Origin of the sequence: Porphyromonas vaginalis, assembly GCF_958301595.1 — a bacterium.
Classification (GTDB): Bacteria; Bacteroidota; Bacteroidia; order Bacteroidales; family Porphyromonadaceae; genus Porphyromonas; species Porphyromonas vaginalis.
In genome coordinates this window covers 1,069,944-1,094,787 of the sequence record NZ_CATQJU010000001.1, presented here as the reverse complement: position 1 = coordinate 1,094,787, position 24,844 = coordinate 1,069,944, and the positions used below count along the sequence as shown (strand labels likewise).

The 24,844-nt window shown below is 52.2% G+C and carries 16 protein-coding genes and 1 tRNA gene; 8 read left to right on the top strand and 9 right to left on the bottom strand.

The window, feature by feature from the left end:
• The first annotated feature begins 4 nt into the window (after nt 1-4).
• From Q2J34_RS04410 to Q2J34_RS04400, 3 genes are read left to right on the top strand one after another with little or no spacing between them, the layout of a single operon-like run.
• Nucleotides 5-1,021 (top strand): tetratricopeptide repeat protein, encoded by a 1,017-nt coding sequence (locus tag Q2J34_RS04410; protein WP_300969370.1) that lies wholly within the window; start codon nt 5-7, stop codon nt 1,019-1,021.
• 14 nt (nt 1,022-1,035) lie between these two features.
• Entirely contained in the window at nt 1,036-1,734 is a 699-nt protein-coding gene (locus Q2J34_RS04405; RefSeq protein WP_300969369.1) for a ribonuclease H family protein, read from the top strand.
• Between the two features lie 19 nt (nt 1,735-1,753).
• Nucleotides 1,754-2,917 carry a hypothetical protein gene (locus Q2J34_RS04400; RefSeq protein ID WP_300969368.1) on the top strand — a complete coding sequence of 388 codons (1,164 nt, stop codon included), beginning with the start codon at nt 1,754-1,756 and terminating at the stop codon, nt 2,915-2,917.
• A 385-nt stretch (nt 2,918-3,302) separates the two neighbouring features.
• On the opposite strand, the gene tsf is transcribed toward Q2J34_RS04400, so the two are convergent.
• The 9 genes from tsf to Q2J34_RS04355 form a co-directional block, all read right to left on the bottom strand.
• Nucleotides 3,303-4,127 carry a translation elongation factor Ts gene (gene tsf / locus Q2J34_RS04395; protein ID WP_293964207.1) on the bottom strand — a complete coding sequence of 275 codons (825 nt, stop codon included), beginning with the start codon at nt 4,125-4,127 and terminating at the stop codon, nt 3,303-3,305.
• Between the two features lie 11 nt (nt 4,128-4,138).
• Nucleotides 4,139-5,032: a 30S ribosomal protein S2 gene (gene rpsB / locus Q2J34_RS04390; RefSeq protein WP_300969367.1), complete on the bottom strand. Its 894-nt coding sequence runs from the start codon at nt 5,030-5,032 to the stop codon at nt 4,139-4,141.
• Nucleotides 5,033-5,270: 238 nt separating this feature from the next.
• Nucleotides 5,271-5,657 carry a 30S ribosomal protein S9 gene (gene rpsI / locus Q2J34_RS04385; RefSeq protein ID WP_296928961.1) on the bottom strand — a complete coding sequence of 129 codons (387 nt, stop codon included), beginning with the start codon at nt 5,655-5,657 and terminating at the stop codon, nt 5,271-5,273.
• 14 nt (nt 5,658-5,671) lie between these two features.
• Nucleotides 5,672-6,127, bottom strand: coding sequence for a 50S ribosomal protein L13 (gene rplM / locus Q2J34_RS04380; protein WP_298888961.1), 456 nt, complete (start codon nt 6,125-6,127; stop codon nt 5,672-5,674).
• Nucleotides 6,128-6,590: 463 nt separating this feature from the next.
• On the bottom strand, nt 6,591-9,320 hold the full coding sequence (gene ppdK, locus Q2J34_RS04375) for a pyruvate, phosphate dikinase (protein WP_300969366.1): 2,730 nt from the start codon (nt 9,318-9,320) through the stop codon (nt 6,591-6,593).
• 423 nt (nt 9,321-9,743) lie between these two features.
• Nucleotides 9,744-9,817: transfer RNA gene (locus tag Q2J34_RS04370), tRNA-His, on the bottom strand.
• Between the two features lie 143 nt (nt 9,818-9,960).
• The gene (locus tag Q2J34_RS04365) at nt 9,961-10,932 is read right to left on the bottom strand and encodes an IS30 family transposase (protein ID WP_300969182.1); all 972 of its coding nucleotides are present in this window, start codon (nt 10,930-10,932) and stop codon (nt 9,961-9,963) included.
• Between the two features lie 321 nt (nt 10,933-11,253).
• Nucleotides 11,254-12,603 carry an Ig-like domain-containing protein gene (locus tag Q2J34_RS04360; protein WP_298886681.1) on the bottom strand — a complete coding sequence of 450 codons (1,350 nt, stop codon included), beginning with the start codon at nt 12,601-12,603 and terminating at the stop codon, nt 11,254-11,256.
• A gap of 188 nt (nt 12,604-12,791) precedes the next feature.
• Nucleotides 12,792-15,104, bottom strand: a complete 2,313-nt coding sequence (locus Q2J34_RS04355; protein ID WP_298886678.1) for a TonB-dependent receptor — start codon at nt 15,102-15,104, stop codon at nt 12,792-12,794.
• An 80-nt stretch (nt 15,105-15,184) separates the two neighbouring features.
• Between Q2J34_RS04355 and Q2J34_RS04350 the strand changes: the two genes are divergently transcribed.
• From Q2J34_RS04350 to nadC, 5 genes are all read left to right on the top strand, one after another.
• Nucleotides 15,185-15,325: a hypothetical protein gene (locus Q2J34_RS04350; protein ID WP_298886673.1), complete on the top strand. Its 141-nt coding sequence runs from the start codon at nt 15,185-15,187 to the stop codon at nt 15,323-15,325.
• A gap of 585 nt (nt 15,326-15,910) precedes the next feature.
• On the top strand, nt 15,911-16,906 hold the full coding sequence (locus Q2J34_RS04345) for a hypothetical protein (protein ID WP_298886670.1): 996 nt from the start codon (nt 15,911-15,913) through the stop codon (nt 16,904-16,906).
• Between the two features lie 450 nt (nt 16,907-17,356).
• Nucleotides 17,357-21,916: a choice-of-anchor J domain-containing protein gene (locus tag Q2J34_RS04340; RefSeq protein WP_298886667.1), complete on the top strand. Its 4,560-nt coding sequence runs from the start codon at nt 17,357-17,359 to the stop codon at nt 21,914-21,916.
• Between the two features lie 429 nt (nt 21,917-22,345).
• The gene (gene nadB, locus Q2J34_RS04335; protein WP_300969365.1) at nt 22,346-23,965 is read left to right on the top strand and encodes an L-aspartate oxidase; all 1,620 of its coding nucleotides are present in this window, start codon (nt 22,346-22,348) and stop codon (nt 23,963-23,965) included.
• Nucleotides 23,966-23,977: 12 nt separating this feature from the next.
• The gene (gene nadC / locus Q2J34_RS04330; RefSeq protein ID WP_298886661.1) at nt 23,978-24,835 is read left to right on the top strand and encodes a carboxylating nicotinate-nucleotide diphosphorylase; all 858 of its coding nucleotides are present in this window, start codon (nt 23,978-23,980) and stop codon (nt 24,833-24,835) included.
• Nucleotides 24,836-24,844: the final 9 nt, after the last annotated feature.

The window sequence follows — 24,844 nt, the reverse complement described above, 5'->3', positions numbered from 1 at the left end:
AGCTATGGGACTATTCTCACGCTTCAAGAAATCAAATAAAAAGTCTCCTGTCTCAACCGAAGAGGTTGAGCAGGAGACGACTGACGTCACGCAGGAGGTAGCGGAGCAAGCAACGGACCCCAAGGCGGATACGCTCAAGGCGAACACGCTGAAGTTTGACGCGCTCCGGGCACTCAAGATAGGTGAGGTGGACTTTGCGATACGCGCTCTGCACACTTCGCTGGAGGAGATCGACGACCCTGAGTGTCGCCTTTACCTAGCGCAGGCTTTGCAACGCAAGCCCGATCTAGCGGGTTCATTGGCTGAGCTGACGACCATACTAGAGGCTTATCCTGACTATCCGATGGCTCTCTATGAGGCGACCAAGGTCTCTAACGGACTGGATCAGCACAGCGAGACGATTGCCTACGCTGAGCGCGCCTTGGCGACCGAACTGGAGACGGCACAGCAAGCTGAGCTGCACCGTATGAAAGCGCAGGCGCAGCTGGCTCTAAGTGAGTCTGAGCAAGCACTCGCGACCATCGACCAAGCATTACAGCTGACGGATGAAGTGCCCCTTTACTGGCTCATCAAGGTGAAAGTGCTGATAGCACTGGAGCGTTGGGAGGAGGCTTTGGCGGTTGCTCTAGAGACGGCGGAGAAGTTTCCCGAGGAGGAGCGAGCTTACCTCTACGAGGGTTTGATCACTTACCACGAGGGCGACAAGGAGCGTGCTGAGCATGCTTTCCGACAGGTGGTGGAGACGGATCCCTTCAACGTGGAGGGCTACATGCACCTGACGCATCTCGTGGAGGAGCTACGGGGCAAGGAGGCTGCTGCCGATGAGATGGAGCAGGCTCTGGATATGATCCCCCAGCCGACCCGTGCGCTCCTAGAGTATGCCGCCTCACTGTATAAGGAGTGCGACCGCACGGAGCTGTACGAGGGAGTGCAGCAGATGCTGGTGGATCTTCCTGACGACGCTGAGACAAAGGCGGGTGAAGTCAACTTCGCCAATCTGTACGCTGGTGGCTTTTACTAGAACAGACGAACTCTATGTCAGCCAAGCAGCGCAAGTGGTACGTCGTATGGGAGGGTTATCAGCCAGGCATCTATGATGATTGGCAGGACTGCAAGATGCAGATCGAGGGCTTCCAAGGGGCTAAGTATAAGTCCTACCCCACGGCAGAGCAAGCGCAAGAGGCCTTCGAACTAGGCTACGACGAGGGACGCAAGCTGGGACAGCAGCATCGTGTTGCTAAGCCTGAGAGCAATAAGCTACAAGTGCAGCACAGTGTGGAGCAAGCCCCTGATCAACTCATCGGAGACAAGATCGCGCCCAAAGGTTTCCTCAACCACTCGATAGCTGTCGATGGTGCCTGCTCGTCTAACCCAGGTGTGACGGAGTATCGTGGCGTCTACACCTTTAGCCATGCGGAGCTCTTTCGAGCGGTGATCCCGTGGGGTACGAACAACATTGGCGAGTACCTAGCCATCGTGCACGCCTTGGCGCTTATGGAGCAGGGCAAGCTCCCGCCTCTGCCTATCTATTCCGACAGCAAGGTGGCACTCGGCTGGGTGGCTCAGGCACGTTGTCGCACGCGACTGGACTCGACGGATCCACGTAGTGCTAAGACCTACGAACTGATCGTGCGTGCCACACATTGGCTGAAGACGCACACCTTTCGGGTACCACTGCTGAAGTGGGACACAGTCGCTTGGGGCGAGATCCCCGCAGACTTCGGCCGTAAGTAGCCACGTCGTCACTGAGGCCATGCGCACGCCACTCATCGTCTGCAACATCGGCCATGAGGTCGCTCTGGAGGCTGGCGACCCGCTTCACTACACCCCGCCACGGCTCATCCGACAGATGCGCTCCGTCCTTTGGAGCCTCCCGCTCTGGGCGGTCCCTGCGTGGTTAGATGGTGCCTCGTGGTGGGTACACCCTTTTAGCGAAAGCCTCTCGCCCTATCTGACCGACCGTGAACTGAGCCATATAGCGAAAGGGGATGTCGGGGACTCGGAACTCATGCTGTGGGGTCACGAGCAAAGCTTGGCGCACAGCATCGCGAAGCAGTATGGGCTGAGCGGTGGAGAGGCATGTAGCGAACTGCCCCAGGAGCTGATGCCTTGCTGGACGAGAGCTGCGAGTGAGCGCTTCTTTGAGAAGTACAGTAGCGTGCCGTGGCGCAGTCGTGTGGCGATGATTACGCAGGTAGAGGAGCTAGCGAAGCTTTTGACCCAAGGGGCTTGTCTGGTGAAGCTCCCGTATAGCAGTTCGGGGAGAGGACTCTGGCGCATCAACCAGTTGGACTGCCAACTTGAGGGAACGCTCCGCAAGCTCTTGCAACGGCACGGCACCCTCCTCGTGGAGCCGCTGCTCGACAAGCTGCAGGACTATGGTGCCGAGTATTACATAGACGAAGCTGGCGAAGTTCAGTTCGTCGGGCTGTGCGCCTTTGAGACGGACGGCCAGGGACGCTATCTAGAGAGTCTCTGCCAAGCTCCCGAGGAGACGCTCCGACAACTCACCGACAGCCTCTCCGATCCCGATGAACTCACCCAAGCGCTGGCGCAGCACCGAGCTTATCTCTCCCGTGAGGTGGCACCTTATTACCGTGGGGCCGTTGGCATCGACTTACTCACCTACCGCCCCGACGGAGTCAGCAGCCGTATCGCCCTGCACCCGTGGGTCGAGATCAATCTGCGTTATACGATGGGGCACTACGCCCTCGACCTCTACCGCGAGCGCGTGCCTCAAGGCAGCTACGACCAATACCGCTTTGGCATCCTCTCGGCACCGCGCGCCAAAGCACTCCTCTCCACAGCGAATGCCCCTACCCTAGACGACGCTGGTCGCCTCCGCTCGGGCCTTCTCCCGCTCACCGCCACTGATCTCGCCACCGCCTCCCACTTCGCCTACCTACGCACTCTCTGAGAGATGACCAAGGCAAGCGAAAGCAAAACATCTATAGAGGCTGTTGCATAAAGGCGAATCGCTCTGTTGCTTTCGGGATTCAGCTTCGGTCACATACGGAGACTGTTACATAAAGGCGCATCGCTGTGTTGCTTTCGGGCTTCGGCTTCGGTTACATACGGAGGTATGCTCCCTTCAGACCTCACCCTCAGTGCCTCGCGCTTCATCCTTTCTGCAAGGTCAAGACAATCTTGCAGGCAAGATTGTGAGACTGCTGACTTTTGCAACAGTCTCCTATGCTCCCCCCCCTAACATCGACGAAGCCCTGCACACCACAAAGGTGTACAGGGCTTTCTCAATTAGGCTTCATAGCCGCCGGAAAGCGACTACTTATCCTCAGTATTGATTAGTCTTCGTTTAGATTGACACGCTTGAAGCCTGTAGCCGTCAGCGTCTTAGATGCGGTGTGCAGGTAGCCCTGTACATCCATCTTGTTGTCACGGACGAAAGGCTGGTGGAGTAGCGTGCTCTCCTTGTAGAACTTCTGTATGGAGCCCTCGACGATGCGCTCACAGATAGCCTCAGGCTTGCCACTCTCACGAGCACGATCCATAGCTACCTTGCGCTCCTCCTCTAGGACATGAGCTGGTACGTCCTTCTCGCAGACTGCGACTGGATTCATAGACGCTACCTGCATAGCTACCTCACGAGCCATCTCTTGATCGATAGCCTCGTTGAAAGCGACGATAGCAGCCAGCTTGTTGCCGAAGTGGATATAGGAAGTGGTGTAGGGAGCCTTGAGATACTCATAGCTACCCAGCTCCATCTTCTCACCCGTGCTACCGATGCGGTCGGTGATATGCTCAGCGACTGCACGTCCATCAGCTAGAGGTAGCTGGAGTAGCTCCTCCTTAGTGGCGGGTTGCTCCTTCATAGCCACGTCTAGGATCTGCTGTGTGAGAGCGATGTGACCCTCGTTCTTAGCAACGAAGTCAGTCTCGCACTGGAGTGATACGATGGCTGCAAAGCCCTCGCTATGTGCTGCTAGGACACAGCCCTCAGCAGCCTCACGGTCAGAACGCTTAGCTGCGACAGCCTTACCCTTGGCACGTATGATCTCGATAGCCTTCTCAAAGTCTCCAGCAGTCTCGTTGAGTGCATTCTTGCAGTCAGAGAGACCAGCACCGGTCATCTTACGAAGTTTCTTGATATCTTCAATTGTTACGCTCATGGTGTATAGTATTATTGTTGGTTAGCTGCTTCCTCATTAGCTGGAGCAGTCTCTTCAGCCTCTACAGTCTCGGGAGCTGCCTCCTCAGCACCTTCCTCCTCACGCTCAGCCTCAGCATTGGCGGGGCGGATGCGCTCACGGCGAGCACCTGTGCGCTGGCGACGTCCTGAGGGAGCTAGCTCAGCAGCCTCCTCAGCCTCCTTCTCAGCCTTGATAGCCTTGTACTCTACCTGGCCCTCGTTGATAGCTTGGCACATAGCCGAGATGATCAGCTCGATAGCTTGTGTAGAGTCATCATTAGCTGGGATGACGTAGTCGACATCCTTGGGGTTAGCATTCGTATCGACGATAGCAAATACGGGGATACCTAGACGCTGAGCCTCACGTACAGCGATGTGCTCACGCATAACGTCTACAACGAAGAGAGCGTTAGGCAGACGGTTCATGTCGCGGATAGAGCCGAGGTTCTTGTCTAGCTTAGCCTGCTGGCGATCGAGCTGTAGGCGCTCACGCTTGGAGAGGTTGTTGTAGGTGCCATCCTCACGCATCTTGTCGATCTGAGCCATCTTCTTGACAGCCTTGCGGATCGTGGGGAAGTTGGTGAGCATACCACCTGGCCAACGCTCTGTAACGTAGGGCATCCCTACGCTCTTAGCGAGCTCAGCAACAGGATCCTTAGCCTGACGCTTGGTGCCGACGAAGAGGATCTTCTTGCCCGAGCTGGCCATATTCTTGATAATCTCAGCACACTCATCGATCTTAGCGACAGTCTTGTGCAGGTCGATAATGTGGATGCCGTTGCGCTCCATAAAGATGTAGGGAGCCATAGCGGGGTTCCACTTACGTGGCATGTGGCCAAAGTGTGCACCAGCCTCTAGTAGCTGGTCAAATGATACTTGTGACATAGTAGTCTTTGTTTTTTCGTTTACGTTCTTGTGAAATAAGCAATTGCAGGGTAGGGCTACTATATAGACTGAAGCAAGATAGGTCTAACCTCTAAGGTCTAATTTCTAAAGTCTAAAGTCTAGTACACCATCGATGCAATTTAGATACTAAACGCGAGAGATCGTGCGGGGTGTGCAGTACCACAGGAGGAGCACCACAATGAGTTGCTCAAGCTGCGATAGCATTCCCCCAGCACCATCAACGCTTGCTGAACTGGAATTTCTTACGAGCCTTAGGACGTCCTGGCTTCTTACGCTCTACGACACGTGGATCACGTGTTACGAAGCCTGCTGCACGCAGCGTAGCCTTGTCCTCAGGGTTGATCTTGATCAGTGCACGAGCGATGCCAAGACGAGCTGCTTCGCTCTGTCCCTTGAAGCCTCCACCCGTGAGGTTGATCATGACATCATACTTGTCAGCCACCTCTAGCTTGAGGAGAGGTTGCTTCACAATGTACTGAAGTATTGATGAGGGGAAGTAGTTAGCGATATCCTTCTTATTGATCGTTATCTTGCCCGAACCCTCTGTGAGATATACGCGGGCTACTGCAGCCTTACGTCTACCTATAGCATTGATTTGTTCCATCGTTTACCGCGTATTTATTTAAGTGTATTGATATCGATCTTACGGGGCTGTACACCCTCCATAGTGTGGTCGGGACCATCGAAGACCCGGACGTGCGTCAGCAGCTCAGCACCGAGCTTGTTTTTAGGGAGCATCCCTTTGAGCACCTTCTCGAAGAGCTTGCGAGAGCTCTTCTTCTGGAAGTCTCTTGGGGAGAATATCCTCTGCCCTCCAGGATAGCCTGAGAAGGTCAGATAGCTTGGGGTGTCCCACTTATTGCCTGTAAGTTCGATCTTGTCGGCATTGATGATGATAACATTGTCACCGCAGTCTGCATGAGGTGTAAAGCAAGGCTTGTACTTGCCACGCAGTATCTTAGCAACAATAGAGCAGAGGCGTCCGAGACGCTGCCCCTCGGCATCTACCACGAGCCACTCCTTCTGAGCAGACTCCTTGGTGGCGGATTGTGTTTTATAGCTTAATGTGTTCACGCTAATAGTTTGATTGGGATTAATACAAAAGGAGATCTCCCTAGGCGCAGGCTCCTCGAGCTCCCCGATCATGACACCTCTACTATTATATGAGGAGTGTCACTCTAAGGCTGTCGCGAGGGATCCGTTCACCTGTCGGTAGGCTATCGATGGAGCGTGGACGCACTCCTTATACACCGACACAGACACCACTACGACACTCATGTGAGGTCAAAAGCTTGCTCTGGTTATCTCGTTTCGATAATAATCAGCACCGCAAAGGTACAACTATTTTGCAAACTGGCAATAAACCCACTGGAGCAAACAGGGCTGACGCATCATAATCGCTCTATCAGGAGCTACAAAACAAAAGCAACTCTCCAGAGACTCCGCCTAGGGAGCGACTCCAGAGAGTTGCTTTATTATTGTAGTTAGCTTAGCGAGCGAAGCACTCTGCAACGAGAGCACTGCTCACCTGCGCTGCTTACTTCTTATCCTCGACTGCGGCACGAGCTGCTGCTAGGCGTGCGATAGGCACACGGAAGGGCGAGCAGCTGACGTAGTTGAGCCCTACACGGTGGCAGAACTCTACTGATGATGGATCACCACCATGCTCACCACAGATGCCGAGCTTGATCGTAGACTTCGCGGAGCGACCCTTTTCGGCGCCCATTTTTACCAACTGACCTACGCCTCTCTGATCCAACTGCTGGAAGGGATCTACCTTGAGGATCTTCTTGTCTAGATAGGTAGGTAGGAAGGTATTGACATCGTCACGAGAGTATCCGAAGGTCATCTGCGTGAGGTCGTTCGTACCGAAGGAGAAGAAGTCAGCCTCCTTAGCAATCTCATCGGCGGTCAGAGCTGCACGTGGCACCTCGATCATAGTACCAATGTGGAAGTCAATACGATCGCCCTGCTCCTTAAAGAGAGCCTCAGCGGCCTCGCGGATCACGCGAGCCTGTAGCTTAAACTCCTCGACGACACCAACGAGTGGCACCATAATCTCAGGATGCGTCTCGACACCCTCCTTCTTGAGCTCGAGGCAGGCGCCTAGGATAGCACGTGTCTGCATCTCGGTGATCTCAGGATAGGTGTTACCTAGACGGCAGCCACGATGTCCAAGCATTGGGTTCAGCTCGTGAAGCTGCTCGACACGGTCGTGAACGAACTTAGGCTCGACGCCCATAGCCTTCGCCAGCTCTACCTGACCAGCCTCCGTCTGAGGCACGAACTCATGAAGCGGGGGATCTAGTAGGCGCACGGTGACGGGAAGCCCCTTCATAGCACGGAAGATACCCTTAAAGTCCTCAGTCTGGATCGGGAGAAGCTTTGCCAAAGCCTTGCGACGACCCTCTGTGTCTGTAGCGAGGATCATCTCACGCATTGCCTTGATCTTGTTGTCCTCAAAGAACATGTGCTCCGTACGGCAGAGTCCGATACCGACAGCACCAAAGTTACGTGCCGTAGCAGCATCATGAGGCGTATCAGCGTTGGTACGTACAGCGAGCTTAGAGTGCTTGTCGGCTAGCTCCATTAGCTGACGGAAGTCAGCATCCATCTCAGCAGCGATGGTCTCGACCTGTCCCTCGTAGATCTCACCCGTAGAGCCATTGATCGAGATGAAGTCACCCTCGTGGAGGACCTTATCATCGACGGTTACGGTGCGAGCCTTATAGTCGACAATGAGGCCACCAGCACCCGTGATACAGCACTTACCCATACCGCGAGCCACGACAGCTGCGTGTGAGGTCATACCACCACGTGCCGTGAGGATACCCTGTGCCACGCTCATACCAGCGAGATCCTCAGGCGAGGTCTCGATGCGTACCATGATCACCTCCTTGCCCTGCTCGTGCCAGCTGGCAGCGTCATCAGCAAAGAAGACGATCTGTCCTGTAGCTGCACCTGGAGAGGCGGGGAGACCCTTGCTCAGCACCTTAGCAGACTGTAGCGCCTTCTTGTCAAAGACAGGGTGCAGTAGCTCATCAAGCTTAGCAGGCTCCACACGTAGTAGCGCTTCCTCCTCGGAGATCTGCTTGTCGCGTAGGAGGTCCATAGCGATCTTGACCATCGCCTGACCTGTACGCTTACCATTACGTGTCTGGAGGAGCCAGAGCTTGCCCTCCTGTACGGTAAACTCAAGATCCTGCATATCGTGGTAGTGCTCCTCGAGCTTGTGCTGTATAGCATCTAGCTCAGCATAGATCTCGGGGAAGGTCTCCTCCATAGAGGGATACTGAGCCTTACGAGTTGCCTCGTCGATACCAGCACGCTCAGCCCAGCGACGTGAGCCTTCTATTGTAATCTCTTGAGGCGTGCGGATACCAGCGACGACATCCTCACCCTGTGCATTGACTAGGTACTCACCGTTGAAGAGGTTTTCGCCAGTAGCTGAGTCACGAGTGAAAGCCACACCCGTAGCGGAGGTGTCACCCATATTACCGAAGACCATCGCCTGGACGTTTACGGCAGTACCCCAATCATCGGGTATACCCTCCATCTTACGGTAGAGGATTGCACGGTCATTCATCCATGAGCCAAAGACCGCCATAATAGCGCCCCATAGCTGCTCGTATGGATCAGTGGGGAAGTCGTGTCCCGTAGCCTTCATGACGGCTGCCTTGAAGCGCTTGACGAGATCCTTGAGGTGATCTGTCGTGAGCTCGTTGTCGAGCTTGACGCCAGCCTCCTTCTTGACCTCCTCGATGATTGCCTCAAAGGGGTCAATGTCGTCCTTATTGACAGGCTTCATACCGAGTACGACATCGCCATACATCTGCACGAAGCGGCGATAAGAGTCCCAAGCGAAGCGCTCGTTACCACTCTTGCGAGCCAAGCCATCGACGACCGTATCGTTGAGACCAAGGTTGAGGATCGTGTCCATCATACCAGGCATAGAGGCTCTACTGCCCGAGCGGACAGAGACGAGAAGAGGATTCTCTACATCGCCAAACTTAAAGCCCATGATAGTCTCGATATGCTTGACGGCAGCCATCAAGTCATCCTTGAGGTCAGCGACAACAGCCTCACGGCCACGCTCATAATATTCTGTACATACCTCAGTCGAAATAGTAAATCCGGGAGGTACAGGCACACCTATGCGGTTCATCTCCGCAAGGTTAGCACCCTTACCTCCAAGTAGATCTCTCATCTGAGCATTACCCTCGGCACTTCCATTGCCAAAGGTGTAGATTCTCTTCTTGTTCTTCATTTGGGGGAAATTATATTTGGTATTCTGTTAGTAATTAAGTAAGTGATTGAGCTGAGCGACCGCCACCACCGTGATAGTCACCCTCGACATCGTCGTCTCACACGATCTGCTAGACAGACCGCCTCTGGCAACACATAGACCAGCAAAGGCAGAGCAACTTGGCCAGACATCCCAGCCACTTATTGTCTGCAAGACAACAATACGGTGCAAAGATAGTAAAAATCTCCTTGTCTACGACACACCCTGACGCCACAAGGCTACACTTTGAGACGACACAACACTGCCCTCTCCCCTCCCCAGCAAAGAAAAAAGGTTGCTAAAACAAACGTCTTAGCAACCTCAAAACAAATAAGTTGTAATCAAAAAACTGATCGAAATAACAACGCTAGGACAGAGAAAAGAAAAAAACTAGCGAAGCTATAGGGTGACCAGTGGGATTCGAACCCACGACCCTCAGAACCACAATCTGATGCTCTAACCAGCTGAGCTATGATCACCATCGCAGCAACCGCACTAAAAGTAGCCACCTCGCTACTCCTGGGAGATACTTCCCTTCACGTTTGCTGGTGCAAAGGTACACATTCTTTTTGGATCTCACAATACCCCACCCTCTGTGGCATTACATCGTACATTCCACCCGCTAATGCAATTTCTCAAGAATGATGTTTTTGATGACTTCATTGGGTGTCTTATAGTTTAGGTTTTTACGGGGTCTATTGTTTAGTAGGTTCTGAAAGCGTCTAAGGTCAGCGTCAGTTAAGTCTTCGAAAGTAGAGGCCTTAGGAATAAACTGGCGTAGCAGTTTGTTTAGGTACTCAATATGAGGCTTATCCCAGGATTGATAGGGGTGGGCAAAGTAGACGGGCGTTTTGAGAGACCTCTCTATGGTCTTAAACTTGGCAAACTCACTTCCATTGTCGGTTGTGATCGAGTGTAGCAGTCCCATCTTCTTGTAGTACCTCAGAGCTTTATTCACCTCTCTGGCGAGAGCTTTGGCATCCTTGCCATGCTCCAGAAGTCGTATGATAGTAAAGCCTGTAACACGCTCTACAAGCGTTAAAATTGCTCCTTTCTGCTCTTTGCCTATAATGGTATCCATCTCAAAATCTCCTACTCGTGCCTTCTGGTCAATGCACTCAGGACGAGTCTCTATGGACTTTCGCTTAGGCCAGTCTGTTTTTATTGGTACGGCCAGGCGTCGCTTGCGATAAGCTAGCCCATGCCTTGTGTGTTTGTAAAGCTTGCCTCCAGCTTTCTTGTCTTGATGCAGGAACTTGTAAATGGAGGTCTTACCGACCATCGGCTTGCCCTCCAGCTTTCGCCTTCCAGCAATTTGCTCTGGAGACCATTTATGCTCTACAATGCACTGGACAATATCAGCTTTCATAGCATTCGTCAATTTAGCTCTTGCCTTGTTCTTCCAGTCTTGTCGCTCTTTGGCAAACATCTGAGCCTGAGTAGGGCTATAGTTGCCAGCGGGTGTCAAGTTCCTCTTAATCTCTCTACAGATGGTGCTAGGGTGTACTCCTATGACCTCTGCGATCTTTTTTTGAGGCGTGTTAGTCTTCAGAAGAGCAGCAATTTCGTATCTTTGCGCTTGGGTTAGATGCATACTTGTATATAGCTAAGTTTTTGTTTCCACAGCAAATATACTGCATTAACCTTAAAGGGACGGTGAGCGCATCGTCCCTTTTTTCGTCTCGGCAGCTCGCTACCTGCTCCTCCCGCCCTCCTAGGAGAGGAGGGGGCGTCCGGAGCAGGGCGAGCTCCACTCCAAATTGCATTTTGGAGTGGAAAATACGCATGCTTCACTTGAAGGGAAGAGAGAGTCTTGAGTTTTCTCCATATATATTAGTGTAGAGACGGACAGCTTCGTCCGCCTCTACACGAATCGCCTTCTTACTCATCAGAGACTAGTAACCCTCTCAGACGATTACTTAGCTCTCCAGAGTCTTCGCTTTACTCCTTTTGAGGCAAGGGGCTTTGGCGACGCTAATTGAGTCGGGAGCTGCAGACGTGCTTGCGCCTCTTCCTCTGCGAGATCAGACTTGCAGATGAACTGCATCATACAGGCGTTGCCATCCTCATACGCCTGCATGAATAGGTGGCATAGGTCTCCCTGTGCGTTGTAGACTTGGATGTAGTTGCCCGTGGTGATGCTGTAATTACGGTCAAATCCATTCTTGCTTAGATAGTTACGCACATCATCAGAGGTTAGCTCACGTAGCGTGCGGATACCTGTCACCTCAGAGTTGATGAAAGCAGGTCCAGCCTCTGACTCATTGCAATAAATGACCCACGCAAGATTGCTCTTGTCTACCTTATCGCTCTTTGTGTTAAAGCAGAGATTTGTTTCGTAAGACTCTTCTTGGCTAAAGTCTCTGAAGCCGATACGCTCTTCGAAGGCCTTGATCGCATCCACATCATGCTTAGCAAAGATCTCCAAGGAGGGGAAGTCTAGCACATCCGGGATGAGCGGGTGCTGTGCCTCGACAGTGGCTATGCGGCTAAACTGGATGTACATATTGGACTTTAGGTCCTTGTTACGCTGGTCGTACATAAGGACGGACAGACTAGGATCACTGTCATGGATTGCATAAAGTCCAGGCGTCGTCTTGCCTAGTACATCCAGCCCTACGGAGCGCTCCTCTATGTGGCTAAAGCCCAGCTGACGTAGCATCTCCCTCGTCTTGGGGCAGTCACTGACTGTCTCCGTGCTATAGGCGACGACGATCTTCGAACCGTCTCCCAGCTCTAGGCCGTATATCGCACCCGTGATGGTACTAAGATTCGTATTTACGAAGCCCTTGTAGACGATGGTCTCTGAGTAAAAGATAGGACGTGACTCACGCCCGAGGCTCTTTTCGTGGTTTAAGATATCCTCATCAGAGACATTTCCCGAGTCATCGTAAGTGACATCAAACTTAATCAGCGGTAACTGCTGCGGAGCGTCGTTTTTGTTGGGCACGACCGTCACTGGAACAGAGGTCGTACTAGATCCGACTTGAACGGAGATGGTGGCAGAGCCAACCTTGATGGCGGTCACGCACCCCTTGGCATCGACAGTTGCGATGTCTGTTGCGCTACTCGTGAATGACACCTCGAGCCCACGGGCACTCTCACCGACCGAGACGGATAGTGCTTGCATCTCCCCCACCTCTAGGGTCAATTCAGATGGAGCCACCGCTATACAGACGGGCTCATTGCAACTGTCAGAATCACAAGCTCCGAAAGCGAAGCTTAGTAAAATCAGCAGCGGAATAATGCGTAGATTCTTTTTCATAGTACTTCTATAACTGGTTAAACTATTTAGTAGCGAGAAGGTAAGAGGTAAATCCTGCTCCGATCTCGATGTAGGCAAATATAAGACAATATATCTGACTAGGCAAGAGTCTTCACGCCACAAAGCGACAAACCTTGCGACCAGTCTTGTGTATCGAAATACTTAAATGTTATGAGTCTGCTCTCACTTCACTTAACGACGCTCTCGTTGGAGTCCTTGTTTTGGAGCGTGCGGTCGATGAGCTGGAGCTGCTTACCGAAGTTCAGTCGCCAAGAGACCCCGACAGTCACCATATTGCGGTTGTCTAGGATGTAAACGTGGCTCGTACTGGGTATGACGGGCGAGAGAGACTCGCTACGATACTCGGCACCACGTGGCGTAAAGGGGAAGATACAGCTCGCATAGAAGTTCCAGTCGCGATACTTGTAGAGGAGCATCAGGCGGGAGGAGTTTTCGCCCAGAGACTTCGTATGCCCCGAAAGCGTCCACTGCGGATGGAGATAGGCATAGCCGAGCGTCCACCCCTTGTAGTTCATCATCACGCTGGCATCCCAGTAGAGACTGTTGAGCTTGTAGGCGGCGACACCCGTATGCGTGCGAAACAGATCGTAGCGCACGGTGCTTTGCAGCGTCAGGAAGTTCCACAAGTTGTTTAGCCCGCCCTGCCAAGAGATACTATACTGACGATTGTAGCGTCCATTCATAGCACGGTTGAGGAAATAACCGCCCGCCGCATCGTAGGTCGCATCCCAGAGGATAGGCGACCACGTGTTGTTTATTGAGAAGTCTACATTGCTCGTGAAGAGGTTCGTCTGGTAGTACACCCCGAGGCGGTTGTAGAGCGACTGAGCCGCCTTAAGATCTGGATTGCCACTCGTCACCATCAGGTCGTCCACACGCTGTCGCACCCGTGAGAGCATACTCAGCGAGGGGAGCGTAGGCAGGTAGGTAGACTTGAGGACGAGCGTCAGATGGTTGATCGGGCTGTAGAAAAGCGAGAGCGTACTCTGATTTCGCACGAAGCTCTTTCGGTCGGTCGCATCCTGCACGACAAAGAGCTTGGCACCCGTACCGATACTGTACTGCACCTTACCGAGTTGTCCCTGCGCATTGGCAAAGAGGTAGCTGTTGTTTTCCAGTAGATTGTCCGTCACCTCAACATACTTATTGAGCGAATAGGCGGTCGTATGCTGCAGGCCTGTGGCGAGTATGAAGTGACTGCTGAAAGGATGGTTGTAGACCACCTCCCCGATGAGGGCCGTGCGGCTCACGTCGACAGAGTTCTGCACCTCACGTAGCTGCGTGGGCATCTGATCTTGTAGCAAGAAGTCTCGATGACCACCGCTGTAAGAGCCTACGAGATTGACCTCCAGCTTGCCCCCATTGCTCAGCATATTGGCATAGTACAGATCGAGTGCTGGCGTGTAGCTACGCTCCTTGACGCTAGACTCCCTATGAAAGGGGTCGCTGTCGCTCTGCGCTATTTGCGAGGTGGAGTTGCTGTGGTAATTTAAGAACTCATTGCGTAGCGTAGCACTGAACTGCTGTCGCTCGCTGGGCTTATATAAATAGGAGAGGTTAAGGTCCTGAACCAAATAACCAAAGGGACTAGCCTCGGGCGTCTCCGTGCGAATCAGCTCCTGATGCGGAGCTATGTACTTCGTCTCTAGGTAGGCAAAGCGCTTGCGGTAGTTTCGGAAGCCATTGTTATAGTCTAGTGTAAAGGAATGACGCCCTCGATCGTAGCGAGCCCCCAAAGCTCCATTGACAAAGCCCGTCGTCAGTGCTGACTCTACCTGCGCCCAGACGGAGCCTCCATGCAGACGCTCCTTGAGGATCACATTGACGATTCCCCCGATGCCACGATCGGTGTAGCGCGCTGAGACCATGTCAGAGTACTCGATGCGCAGGATGCGCTCAGGGTCGATGCTCTGCACATCCTCTATCGTGCGGGGTACGCCATCGATCTGCCACTGCACCGCCCCGCCACGGATAGTCGCCTGCTTGTTCATCAGGTCAATGGTCAGACCACGTAGATGCATGGTCTGTAGCAAGCTGAGAAAGTCCTGACTGCGCGCCAGCTCTGCCTGCTTGGGGAAGAGTAGCATCTTGTCTACACGGCTTCGCTCGCCCTGCACGACCACCTGGTCTAGTAGCTGACTATCCTCCGACATGTAGAGCGTGCCGAGAGCGATCACCCCTTGTGCATCGCCCGCTATCTCGATGGTGATCGGTGTGTAACCTACGCTACTGATCCGCAGCTCTCTAGCGACTTGCGGATCTGCCTTCAGGACAAACTGCCCCTGGCTCTCTGTCGAGACGCCTGCGGTTAGCTGCCCCTTGTCGTCAAATAGCCCGACGCTAGCCCCGACGAGCGCGGTCGAGTCGCTACTAGCGAGTACGCGCCCCTGAATCGTGATGGTCTGCGCACGCAGCGCGCCTGCGGTGATGAGGAGGAGTGCTATCACTCCCCACAAACGGAGGTAATTCTTGCTACTCATAGTTTGTGGTCTACTTGTTTATTAATGCGATTCTATTGTAAAGACGATTTAACGCTCTATTTGTTGCAAAGAGAGAGCGTATGGGCAGACAGCCACAGGATGAGTCTCTTAACGAGGCCTCTGTCAGGGAGCTACACATGAGCGACCAGCGAGGCATAGATGAGATCACTCTATATAATAATGTGTCCGCCATGGATTGGCTGTTGGCTGTTAGCTGTTAACTATCGGAACCATCGGAGCTATCAGAGTGATCGGATCTCTAACCTCTAATCTCTAACTTCTAATTTCTAACCTCTAGCATCTTTACATATCTTTACGGGGAAATTCGTCCGATCCCCTCCTTTATCGAATATCCACGTGGGGAATCTCAAATCTCCACGTGGATGTTTTTTATTTTCCACGTGGGCATGATTCATTTCTTCCGAAGTTTCATTTGATTCTTCCGAAGTTTCATTTCATTCCTCCGAAGAATTTTTTATTCTCCACGTGGAGATTTCGAAATATCCACGTGGAAATCACTTTTCCCCGACACAGTACAGTTTCGATATGTACTCGGCTCTAAATTATTGTAACGAGCCAGTGTCGAATTTGCCCAGCCAAGAGCACTAGCACTACTAGCTAACAGCTAACCGCCAACAGCCAATAGCCAACAGCTACACATTAGCGACAAACGAGGAGTAGAGAGGTCGATGAGTTCATTGTATATATAATGCGTCATCTCCGCGATTTTAGTACACTATTGTTTCTATATAGGATCTATTTCGTATATTTGCGTCGTTATTCACAACAAACCATGGTACAACCTTATGGATAAATTTACACAATCAGCTAGTTTGCAGCCTAAGCTCGCATGGAGGCAGTCGCTGCTCTCCTTCCTCCTTGTCCTATGCTTGATGCCTCTAGGACACGCCTTTATGATCCTCATGGAGCTGCTCATAGCCCCAGCGGTGCTGCCATATAGTGCTTTCGGACTGGGACTACTGGGACTGGTGATCGCTGTGTGTGGGGTCTTTGCTAAGAAAGATACTCCTCAGACGATCTGTGGGCTCATCGGGGGACTATTCCTATGGACTGGGTGGGTCGAGTTCCTCTTTATGTACTACGCTCAGCGCTTTGGTGCCCACCCAGAGATTGTCAATGGAGTCGTGACCACTACGACGACCTACGTGCAGGGGATAGCTGCGAATCCCATCCTCTCTATCGATGGTGTACCCGTACAGCACATGCACGACATCAAGGATATCGTTGTGACTAGACCAGAGTACCTACTGATGCCGGCGACGTTTGGCTTCTGGGTGTCGATCATGCTACTCTATATATTTAATGTACGTACGGGGTGCAACTTCATACTTTGGTGTCAGCGGGTACTCCTCGGTAAGAAGCGCGACCTTGTGGTGCGCTCGGGCATGACACGCCACCCAGCTATGGTGACCTTTATGGAGACGATGATGCTACTGTGGAGCTGCTACTTGCTACTGATGTTTTGCTACGATCCTCGCTTCCTCGGTCAGAGTCATCCCGTGACGATCGCCGTGGGGGTGGGCTGCTTCATAGGCTTCTTCTTCATCTTTCGCAAGCAGCTCGCTCGCAAGCAGTGGGGTGCCAACATACGCATGGCGATCCCAGCCGTCATCGTCCTCTGGACCCCTGTCGAGATACTGGGGCGCAACAACCTCTTTAACGAGATCTGGATCGCTCCGCTAGAGCATATCGGCGAGATGATCGCGATCCTCGTCACCTTCGTTCTGATCGGTGCATACCTAGCATGGCATCATAAGCGATCAGCTCAGAAGGCGGCATAATGCGACAACGCACTCGCCCCGTATAGACTTCATTCTGGTGAGCTTCCACACGAGCTACATGTGAGACTTTAGCATAGATTATCAATAGTCTCTACTTGGTTTGGTTGGTGTCCGAGAGTAGCTTATGGAGCTCCCAGTAATGAAGCTATCGACTAGTTGTGGTAGGACAGCGGGACGGGGAACAACCTGACGGATGACGACCTGCTTCCTATGTTCAAATGGAAGCGAAAAAGCGAAGCTTCTTGGCATAAAGTCTAGTAAGAATCACAGACATTCAAGATCAAATCATAGTTTTTTCAGTATCAATTCATTGAAAACTTGCTAAGAACGGAATATTTCCATAACTTCGTCCAGTGTAACCATTTTGACTGAGCCAAGCAATACGACGTGTGCCTATCTCGTCAAAATTTCTTTCTGTATCTATTAACTCTTTAGTCTATGAAACAGTCTATGAAACTTTGGTTAAGACTTCTGATGCTGCTTTTGATTTCGCAGCATCTGTATGCACAGCGATCGAGCGTGATCAATCCTCCAAGCCCAACTCGCCAGTCAATCAACGAGGCGAGGTTTACCGGACTTCAGCGCCAACTGTCCTCTTCTGCTTCTGACCAAGCCACACCGTGGCTGTCAAGACGCAAAGAGCATTCGATGTCTCCCACGCAAGTCAAGTCAATTGGAGACAACACTGCACTCTACGGCTGCATGGTGTTTTCTCAAAAATGGACTCAAGACAAACTCGACTACGGCATGTACAGCTTGCCGATAAAAAGCGGTTTTGAGTTCGCCCCCATCAAGGTAGACAAGCTTTTCAAAGCGAATGCTGCCGTTTATGCCCGTGATAAGTACTACTTATTCAATGTCGAACAGGCATTTGGCATGGTGGCGTACATTGCCTGCACCGTCGTGAAAACTGACACTTGGGAAGTCGAGAACATTTTCACGCCACCCACCGAGTGGAACAATGTGCCTTACTCCTCCTCGCTATCCTACGACCCAGAATCAGGAAAGATTTACGGGATCACCTTCACCAATGAGGGCGGAATGGCTCTGAGCACACTGAACACGGCTGACGGAACGTTTACCAAAGTGTGTGACGTGGAACGCCCCTACATTGCCCTGGCCGCGTCAAGCACCGGGACGCTCTATGGCATCGCCGATACGGGACAGCTCTACACGATTGACAAGTCAAATGGAAAATCGGAATATATAGGCGAGACAGGACTGACGCCAAAGTACGCCCAGGGACTGACTTTCGACCCCAACACCAATCTGCTCTACTGGGCATATATGGAAGAGGAGAAGTCGGGCCTCTATCAAGTCAATACCCAAACGGCCACGGCATACAAAATTGACGACATGCCTAATCTTGAGGAAATGATAGGTCTTTACATCCTTAAAGACTCCATTCATGCTCAAGCTCCGGCAAGGGTCACCGAATTGAAGTTTGAACCCGCATCGGCGGGGGCGACCGTTGGAAAATTATCGTGCGTGGCCCCGCAAACGGCAGCCGGCGGCAGTGCCTTGACTCATGATGTGCAGGTCACCATCTTCTGTGGAGATGAAGTGTTGCTGCAAGAAACTGTTCATCCTGGGGCAAAAGTAGAAAAAGATAACGTGTCGTTTGACCAAGAAAGCCTGTACACAATCTACGCTCAAGCCTCTAACGAGCATGGAAGCAGCAGCAAATCGACGCTCACTACCTATATCGGTACAGATATTGCCGCAGCCCCCTTGGATGTGCAGTTGGCAATCAATGACCAAAAAGCCAGCTTGACATGGAAAGCGCCACAAAAGGGTCTTCGCGATGGCTACATCAACCCAGCCTCATTGAGGTATAACATCATGAGATATGACGGCAGCGACACCGGAGTGTCCGTGGCGCAAACAGAAGTTGGGGCAAGCTCTTTCACCGAAGACATACCCTCTGCCACTGCAAAGTACCGATATAGCGTGACCTCGGTCTCTGACAAAGGCGATGGGGGTACCTCCTACTCCAACGAGGTGCTGTCTGTGGGAGCCTATGAGCTGCCCTTCTACGACAATTTCAGCAACGGGGAATTGTGCAACCAGTTATATACCTTTATTGATGTTGATCAAGACGGGCATGACAACACCTGCATGTGGTTCTGGAAAGAAGACGAAAAGCTGATGCAATATTGCTCTGACAAGCAGCATCAAGGCAACGACTGGCTGATTACTCCGGCCATCCACCTGGATGCGAAAAACCTGTACAACCTCACTTTCAATGTCAACATGGGCGCTCCCTCCAACTTGAAAGTTACCATCGGAACATCACCCAATCCCGCTGACCATCAAACTATTCTTGACCTCAACGGCATTCACGACCCATGGAAAACGGAGTATCATGCCAGCGTCAAAGTGCCAAAGGACAGCATCTATTACGTGGGATTCTATAACTATAACGATCCAGAGAGCTTCTATTTCAACCTATTCGACGTGAAGGTAGAGAAAGGGATTGAAACCGCTCTTCCCGATTCGGTGGCAAACTTGAGCGTTATACCTGCCGAAAACGGCGAGGTGTCGGCAAAAATCTCTTTCAAAGCCCCCAGGCTACGATTGAACGGGCATGACATGCCTGAGCTATTCGACATGCTGATTTATCGCGACAATGAATTGGTGAAAACGATTCCCGTATCGCCAGGACAGCAGGTTGACGATGTGGACAAGCCTGCTCAAGATGGAGAATACACCTATCAGGTCATGGCGCGTATAAACGGTAAAGAGGGCTTGCCTGTGTCGCGTAAGGTTTGGGTAGGGCACGACATCTCAGAACCCGTGCGTGACTTGAAGGCCATGACCATCGATAACAATTTACACGTGAAATTGACTTGGGCACAGCCCGAAAAAGGCGTACACGGTGGCTACTTCAATCGTGATGAAGTCACCTATTCTGTGTGGCGCAGCCTTGACGCGAAAAACTTCGTGCAGGTCGCAACCAGCCTGAAGAAACTCAACTACACCGATAGCCAAATCGAGAAAGAGCTCGCAGGCGCTCAAGACGCATTCTACTATGCAGTCACAGCCGATACGAAATCGGGCAGCAGTGAAGTAGAACCCATTTTCATTGTGGTCGGGAAACCTCATGACTTCCCCGTAAGCGAATCATTCCCAGATGGGCAATTCAACATCAGACCATGGACGATTAAAGCGATAAACGGCTATTTCTCCTGGGAGTGCATCAGAGATGATGTAGAGGGCGGAGTCTACTCTCAAGACCAAGATAATGGAATGACGAAATTCTACAACATCGCTGGAGACAATGAAGTCGACAGCCGGCTCATTTCGCCAGCAATCTGCCTGAAAAAAGCCCAAAAGCCAATGTTCAGCTTCTTCATGTTCCACTGGCTGGATTCAACAGTAGAGAGCGACAATCACGCAACAAAGGTCGTGATTGAAGTTGCCCCTGAGAATGGCGAGTTCGAGGTGGTTAGTGATACGATTACGGCAGCCTATCCAGTCTATGGCTGGGTGGAGCACCGCATTCCATTGGCTCCGTATAAAGAATACAGCCACATCAAGATAGGCTTGAGAGGGTCAACCGACAACGATTGGATGTACTACTACGTTGACAACATACATATCGACGAGCAATATGAAGAAGACTTGGCAATCTCGGAATTGAATGGTCCAACTGAGACTCATGTGAACGACACTTGCTACTACTCAGTGAAATATTTCAATAGAGGACTGAAGGAAGTTGATGACTACAAGATCAATCTCTATCAGGATGGCACCCTCGTCAACTCGCTGGCTGGAGAACCCATCACGCCTGGTGAGATCAAGGAAATTGAAATCCCGTCCTTAATCTATTCCACCAAAGCCGGGGAAGAATGCGACTACTATGCCGAAATCGCATTCTCTGCCGACCAGGAGCCGGGCAACAATCGCTCGGGGCACGCCTATACCAAAGTCAAGGATTCATGGTATCCTGGGGTTGAGCATGTGACTGCCGAAAGCAATCAAAATGACATTGTTATAGATTGGGAAGCTCCCGTCCTTCCTACTGCCGACCAAGCGACAGTGGAGGGCGTAGAGGGCTATGACGCCTTTATCCTCGACTACATCGGCAATTGGATCACCTATGACGGCGATGGCTTAGGCGCTGGAAAACTGACCGGCCTTCCCGAGTTTCCTAACACGGGCAAAAACCAGGCTTTCCAAGTGTGGAATCCGAGCCTGCTGGAGGGCGTGACCCCAGAGGCTTATCCTCACCTGCAGCCACGCAGCGGCAATCAGTGCTTCGTCTCATGGTATGCCAACGTGAGCATTGACGGCGCAACTCCATACAACAATGATTACCTTATTTCGCCCGAAGTGAAGGGAGGGACCGATGTGAGCTTCTACATCCAAAGAATCAACCCCAATCTTACAGGCGAGACCTATGAAATCATGTACTCCTCGACGACTCAAGAGCCTGACCAGTTTAAGAAAATCGTCGAAAAAGAGGCACCCGCCGACTGGGAAAAAGTCTCTGTCACACTACCCGACGATGCAAGATACTTTGCCATCAGGTATACAGCATCGTTAAAGACTGGCATTTTAGTCGATGACATCAGCTACACTTCTGGCCTCTACGCCTTAAAGGTGAGTGGTTACAACATCTTCCGAAATGGGCTGAAACTGAACAGTGACTTGTTGACCGAGACAACATACATCGACCACGACCTGCCCGATGGGAAATATGGCTATCAAGTCTCTGTGCTCTACAACAGAGGCGAGTCAAAGGCTTCCTTTCCCATCTACGTAGGCCATCACACGGGTGGCTTAGAAGACTTGAAGGCTGATTCAGATTCGGGGGTCAAATTCATCGTCGATGGCAACAAGCTCACAATAAGCACCTTGAATCCGGGCGAAGTGGTCATCTACTCTATAGATGGCAAAACCATACACTCGGGAATCCTTCAGGATACTCACACCTACTACTTGCCGGCAGGCGTGTATATGGTGACCATCAATGGAATGAATAAGAAAATTATCATCCAAGGATAAATCCACATTCCTCAACACTTCAGTGGGGGCGCATTGTGTGAAACGATGCGCCCCCACTTTATCTTTTCAGCCTGCGATTGAACCATAAAAATAGAGACGTAAAGGTCAGTTTTTTCTCGTATCGAGAGCTCGCCACCTGCACTCGCCTTATTGTACGACAACGGAACGAGTAGCGACATATCGGGACGCTCGTCTCGTATCGCGCGCCCCATCAAAACGCTCTGCGCGCCTATCAGAAACGAAGTCTAAAAACGCCAATTGACAACTAAGCATTGCAAAACGGTGGTGTTGAGGTGCGAAATATGAGCTTCCTGGGCTGTTGTCACTCGTTCGTAAGGATTATTTCACTACATTTGCCTCCGCAATAGTACTCTGCGAGCTATGATTACGGCTTCTGCATGGTGCGACTTAGTTAACGGGCAATAGTATATGAAACAGCAGCAATCTCCTCAGCGATATGATTACATCATCATAGGTGGTGGCCTCGCGGGGCTTTACTGCGCTTACTTTCTAGCGCAGCATGGGTCGGTAGCGCTCATTGCTCGACGCACCATCGAGGAGAGCAACTCCTACTACGCACAGGGTGGGATGGCTGCTGTCACCGACCAGAAGGACTCACCGACAGATCACTACGAAGACACGATCGTGGCGGGGCGTGGGCTCTGCATCCCAGAGGCGGTCAAGGTGCTGACAGACGAAGCACCCGACCGGATCAATGAGTTGATCCAGATGGGTATGGCTTTCGACAGCGAAGATGGACATCTAGCCCTCGGTCTCGAGGGGGGACATCACCATCGTCGCATCCTCCACGCGGGTGGAGACGCTACGGGACGACTAGTGACCACCTTTATGATCGAGCAGATCAGGAAGGCACAGCACATCACGATCTTCGACCATCACAGTGCCGTGCAGGTGCTACGCTCTGCTGACGGGACACATTGTCAGGGACTGGTAACCTATGACGAGCGCGCTCATCACTACGATACGATCCTCGCATCGGCTGTCGTACTAGCCACTGGCGGTGCTGCCGCGCTTTACTACCCCACGACCAATCCACCCACGGCTCTGGGCGATGGCTTGTGGCTAGCCAGTGAAGTGGGTGCCGAGCTGATGGACTTGGAGTTTATACAGTTTCACCCCACAGCTCTTTATCTGCCTGGGTACGCCTCTTTTCTCATTAGTGAGGCGGTACGTGGCGAGGGTGCTTACCTTGTAGACAAGCACGGTGAGCGCTTTATGCCCGCATTACACCCCCTCGCAGAGCTGGCACCGAGAGATGTGGTGGCGCGAAGCATCTTCCTCAAGATGCAAGAGGAGGGTACCGACCATGTACGACTGAGACTGAGACACATTGACCCGAAGCGACTGTTACAGCGCTTCCCGACCATCTCGGAGCACTGCCGCCAGCTGGGACTAGACATTACAGACGAGATACCCGTAGCTCCCGCAGCGCACTACACGGTAGGGGGCATCGGCGTAGATCTCAACGGATGTACTCGCCTGCCTGGGCTGTATGCTGTCGGAGAGGTTTCCTCGACAGGGGTGATGGGTGCCAACCGCTTGGCCTCTAACTCGCTCATCGAGTGTATCGTCTTCGGCAAGCGGATTGCTAACTATGCAATCGCCCACCCGACTACGCCTACTGAGACTGCGTCGCTAGCGACCCCGACGAACCTCCCCGACCTGTCGTGGAGCCTAGACAAAGAGCAGATCTATGCGCTAGAGCAGCAGACGAAGATCAATCGACAGCTGGGCGACATACTCATGAGCCGGGTGGGGATCATCCGCTCTAAGGAGGGGCTCGTCTCAGCGCTCCATGAGCTACAGCATCTCTCAGACGGACTCGCAGAGGATGCACAGCACAGCATCCACGCCTACATGACTCGCAGACGGGTAGAGGTGGCGCACATGATGGCGCATGCTGCACTACTGCGTGAGGAGAGCCGTGGAGGTCACTACCGCAGCGACTACACGGAGACACTACCTGAGAGCGAAGCTTATCGAACGAGACTGCTCAATGGACAAATAACACATCAACCCATCAATTAGCACACAAGAGGTATGACTGATATATACAACAGCGAGGAGTTTGCCACGCTCATCGAGCTTGCTTACCGCGAGGATGCTCCTACGGGAGACCTATCGACACGCTACATACTGAGCGAGAGCGACCGAGCTATCGCCACACTGATAGCCAAGGACGACGGCATCGTCTCTGGACTTGAGGTAGCTTATATGGTCCTCTGTCGATGCACTCCTGAGGAGGAGATCACCTTTACATCAGAGTATGAGGATGGCGACGAGGTGTGCAAGGGCGATATCTTAGCCACCATCGAGGCTCCTTATGCGGACCTGCTACGGGCTGAGCGTATCATGCTCAACTTCATGCAGCGCATGAGCGGCATCGCTACCTACACCCACCAATGTGTGCAGTGCGTCGCTGGTACCAAGACACAAATCCTAGACACCCGCAAGACAGCTCCGGGACATCGCCTCACGGACAAGATGGCGGTACGCGACGGCGGGGGAACTAACCACCGAGCTTCGCTCTCTGACATGGTGATGCTCAAGGACAATCACATTGCCATGGCGGGTGGCATCTTGCCTGCCGTGGAGGAGGTGCGTCCTCATCTGCCGATCTCTATACAGATTGAGGTCGAGACCACCACACTGGAGGAGGTGCAGGAGGCTATAGACGCTGGTGCTGACATCATCATGCTGGACAATATGGACATAGAGACGATGCGCCGTGCCGTCGAGCTCATCGATGGACAAGCTAAGGTAGAGGCTTCAGGCAATATGACGGCTGAGCGTCTAGCTGCCGTGGCTGCTGTCGGCGTGGACTACATTAGCATTGGAGCACTGACCCACTCGGTACGTGCTTTCGACATTAGTATGAAGATCAAGCCGATCCAATAAAAAGGCTTG

Coding starts and splice junctions, on each gene's coding strand:
- Q2J34_RS04410 (WP_300969370.1), top strand. CDS start 5: ATGGGACTATTCTCACGCTTCAAGAAATCAAATAAAAAGTCTCCTGTC.
- Q2J34_RS04400 (WP_300969368.1), top strand. CDS start 1,754: ATGCGCACGCCACTCATCGTCTGCAACATCGGCCATGAGGTCGCTCTG.
- nadB (WP_300969365.1), top strand. CDS start 22,346: ATGAAACAGCAGCAATCTCCTCAGCGATATGATTACATCATCATAGGT.
- ppdK (WP_300969366.1), bottom strand. CDS start 9,320: ATGAAGAACAAGAAGAGAATCTACACCTTTGGCAATGGAAGTGCCGAG.
- tsf (WP_293964207.1), bottom strand. CDS start 4,127: ATGAGCGTAACAATTGAAGATATCAAGAAACTTCGTAAGATGACCGGT.
- Q2J34_RS04345 (WP_298886670.1), top strand. CDS start 15,911: ATGGATAAATTTACACAATCAGCTAGTTTGCAGCCTAAGCTCGCATGG.
- rpsB (WP_300969367.1), bottom strand. CDS start 5,032: ATGTCACAAGTATCATTTGACCAGCTACTAGAGGCTGGTGCACACTTT.
- nadC (WP_298886661.1), top strand. CDS start 23,978: ATGACTGATATATACAACAGCGAGGAGTTTGCCACGCTCATCGAGCTT.
- Q2J34_RS04350 (WP_298886673.1), top strand. CDS start 15,185: ATGGGCAGACAGCCACAGGATGAGTCTCTTAACGAGGCCTCTGTCAGG.
- Q2J34_RS04360 (WP_298886681.1), bottom strand. CDS start 12,603: ATGAAAAAGAATCTACGCATTATTCCGCTGCTGATTTTACTAAGCTTC.
- Q2J34_RS04355 (WP_298886678.1), bottom strand. CDS start 15,104: ATGAGTAGCAAGAATTACCTCCGTTTGTGGGGAGTGATAGCACTCCTC.
- Q2J34_RS04405 (WP_300969369.1), top strand. CDS start 1,036: ATGTCAGCCAAGCAGCGCAAGTGGTACGTCGTATGGGAGGGTTATCAG.
- Q2J34_RS04365 (WP_300969182.1), bottom strand. CDS start 10,932: ATGCATCTAACCCAAGCGCAAAGATACGAAATTGCTGCTCTTCTGAAG.
- Q2J34_RS04340 (WP_298886667.1), top strand. CDS start 17,357: ATGAAACTTTGGTTAAGACTTCTGATGCTGCTTTTGATTTCGCAGCAT.
- rpsI (WP_296928961.1), bottom strand. CDS start 5,657: ATGGAACAAATCAATGCTATAGGTAGACGTAAGGCTGCAGTAGCCCGC.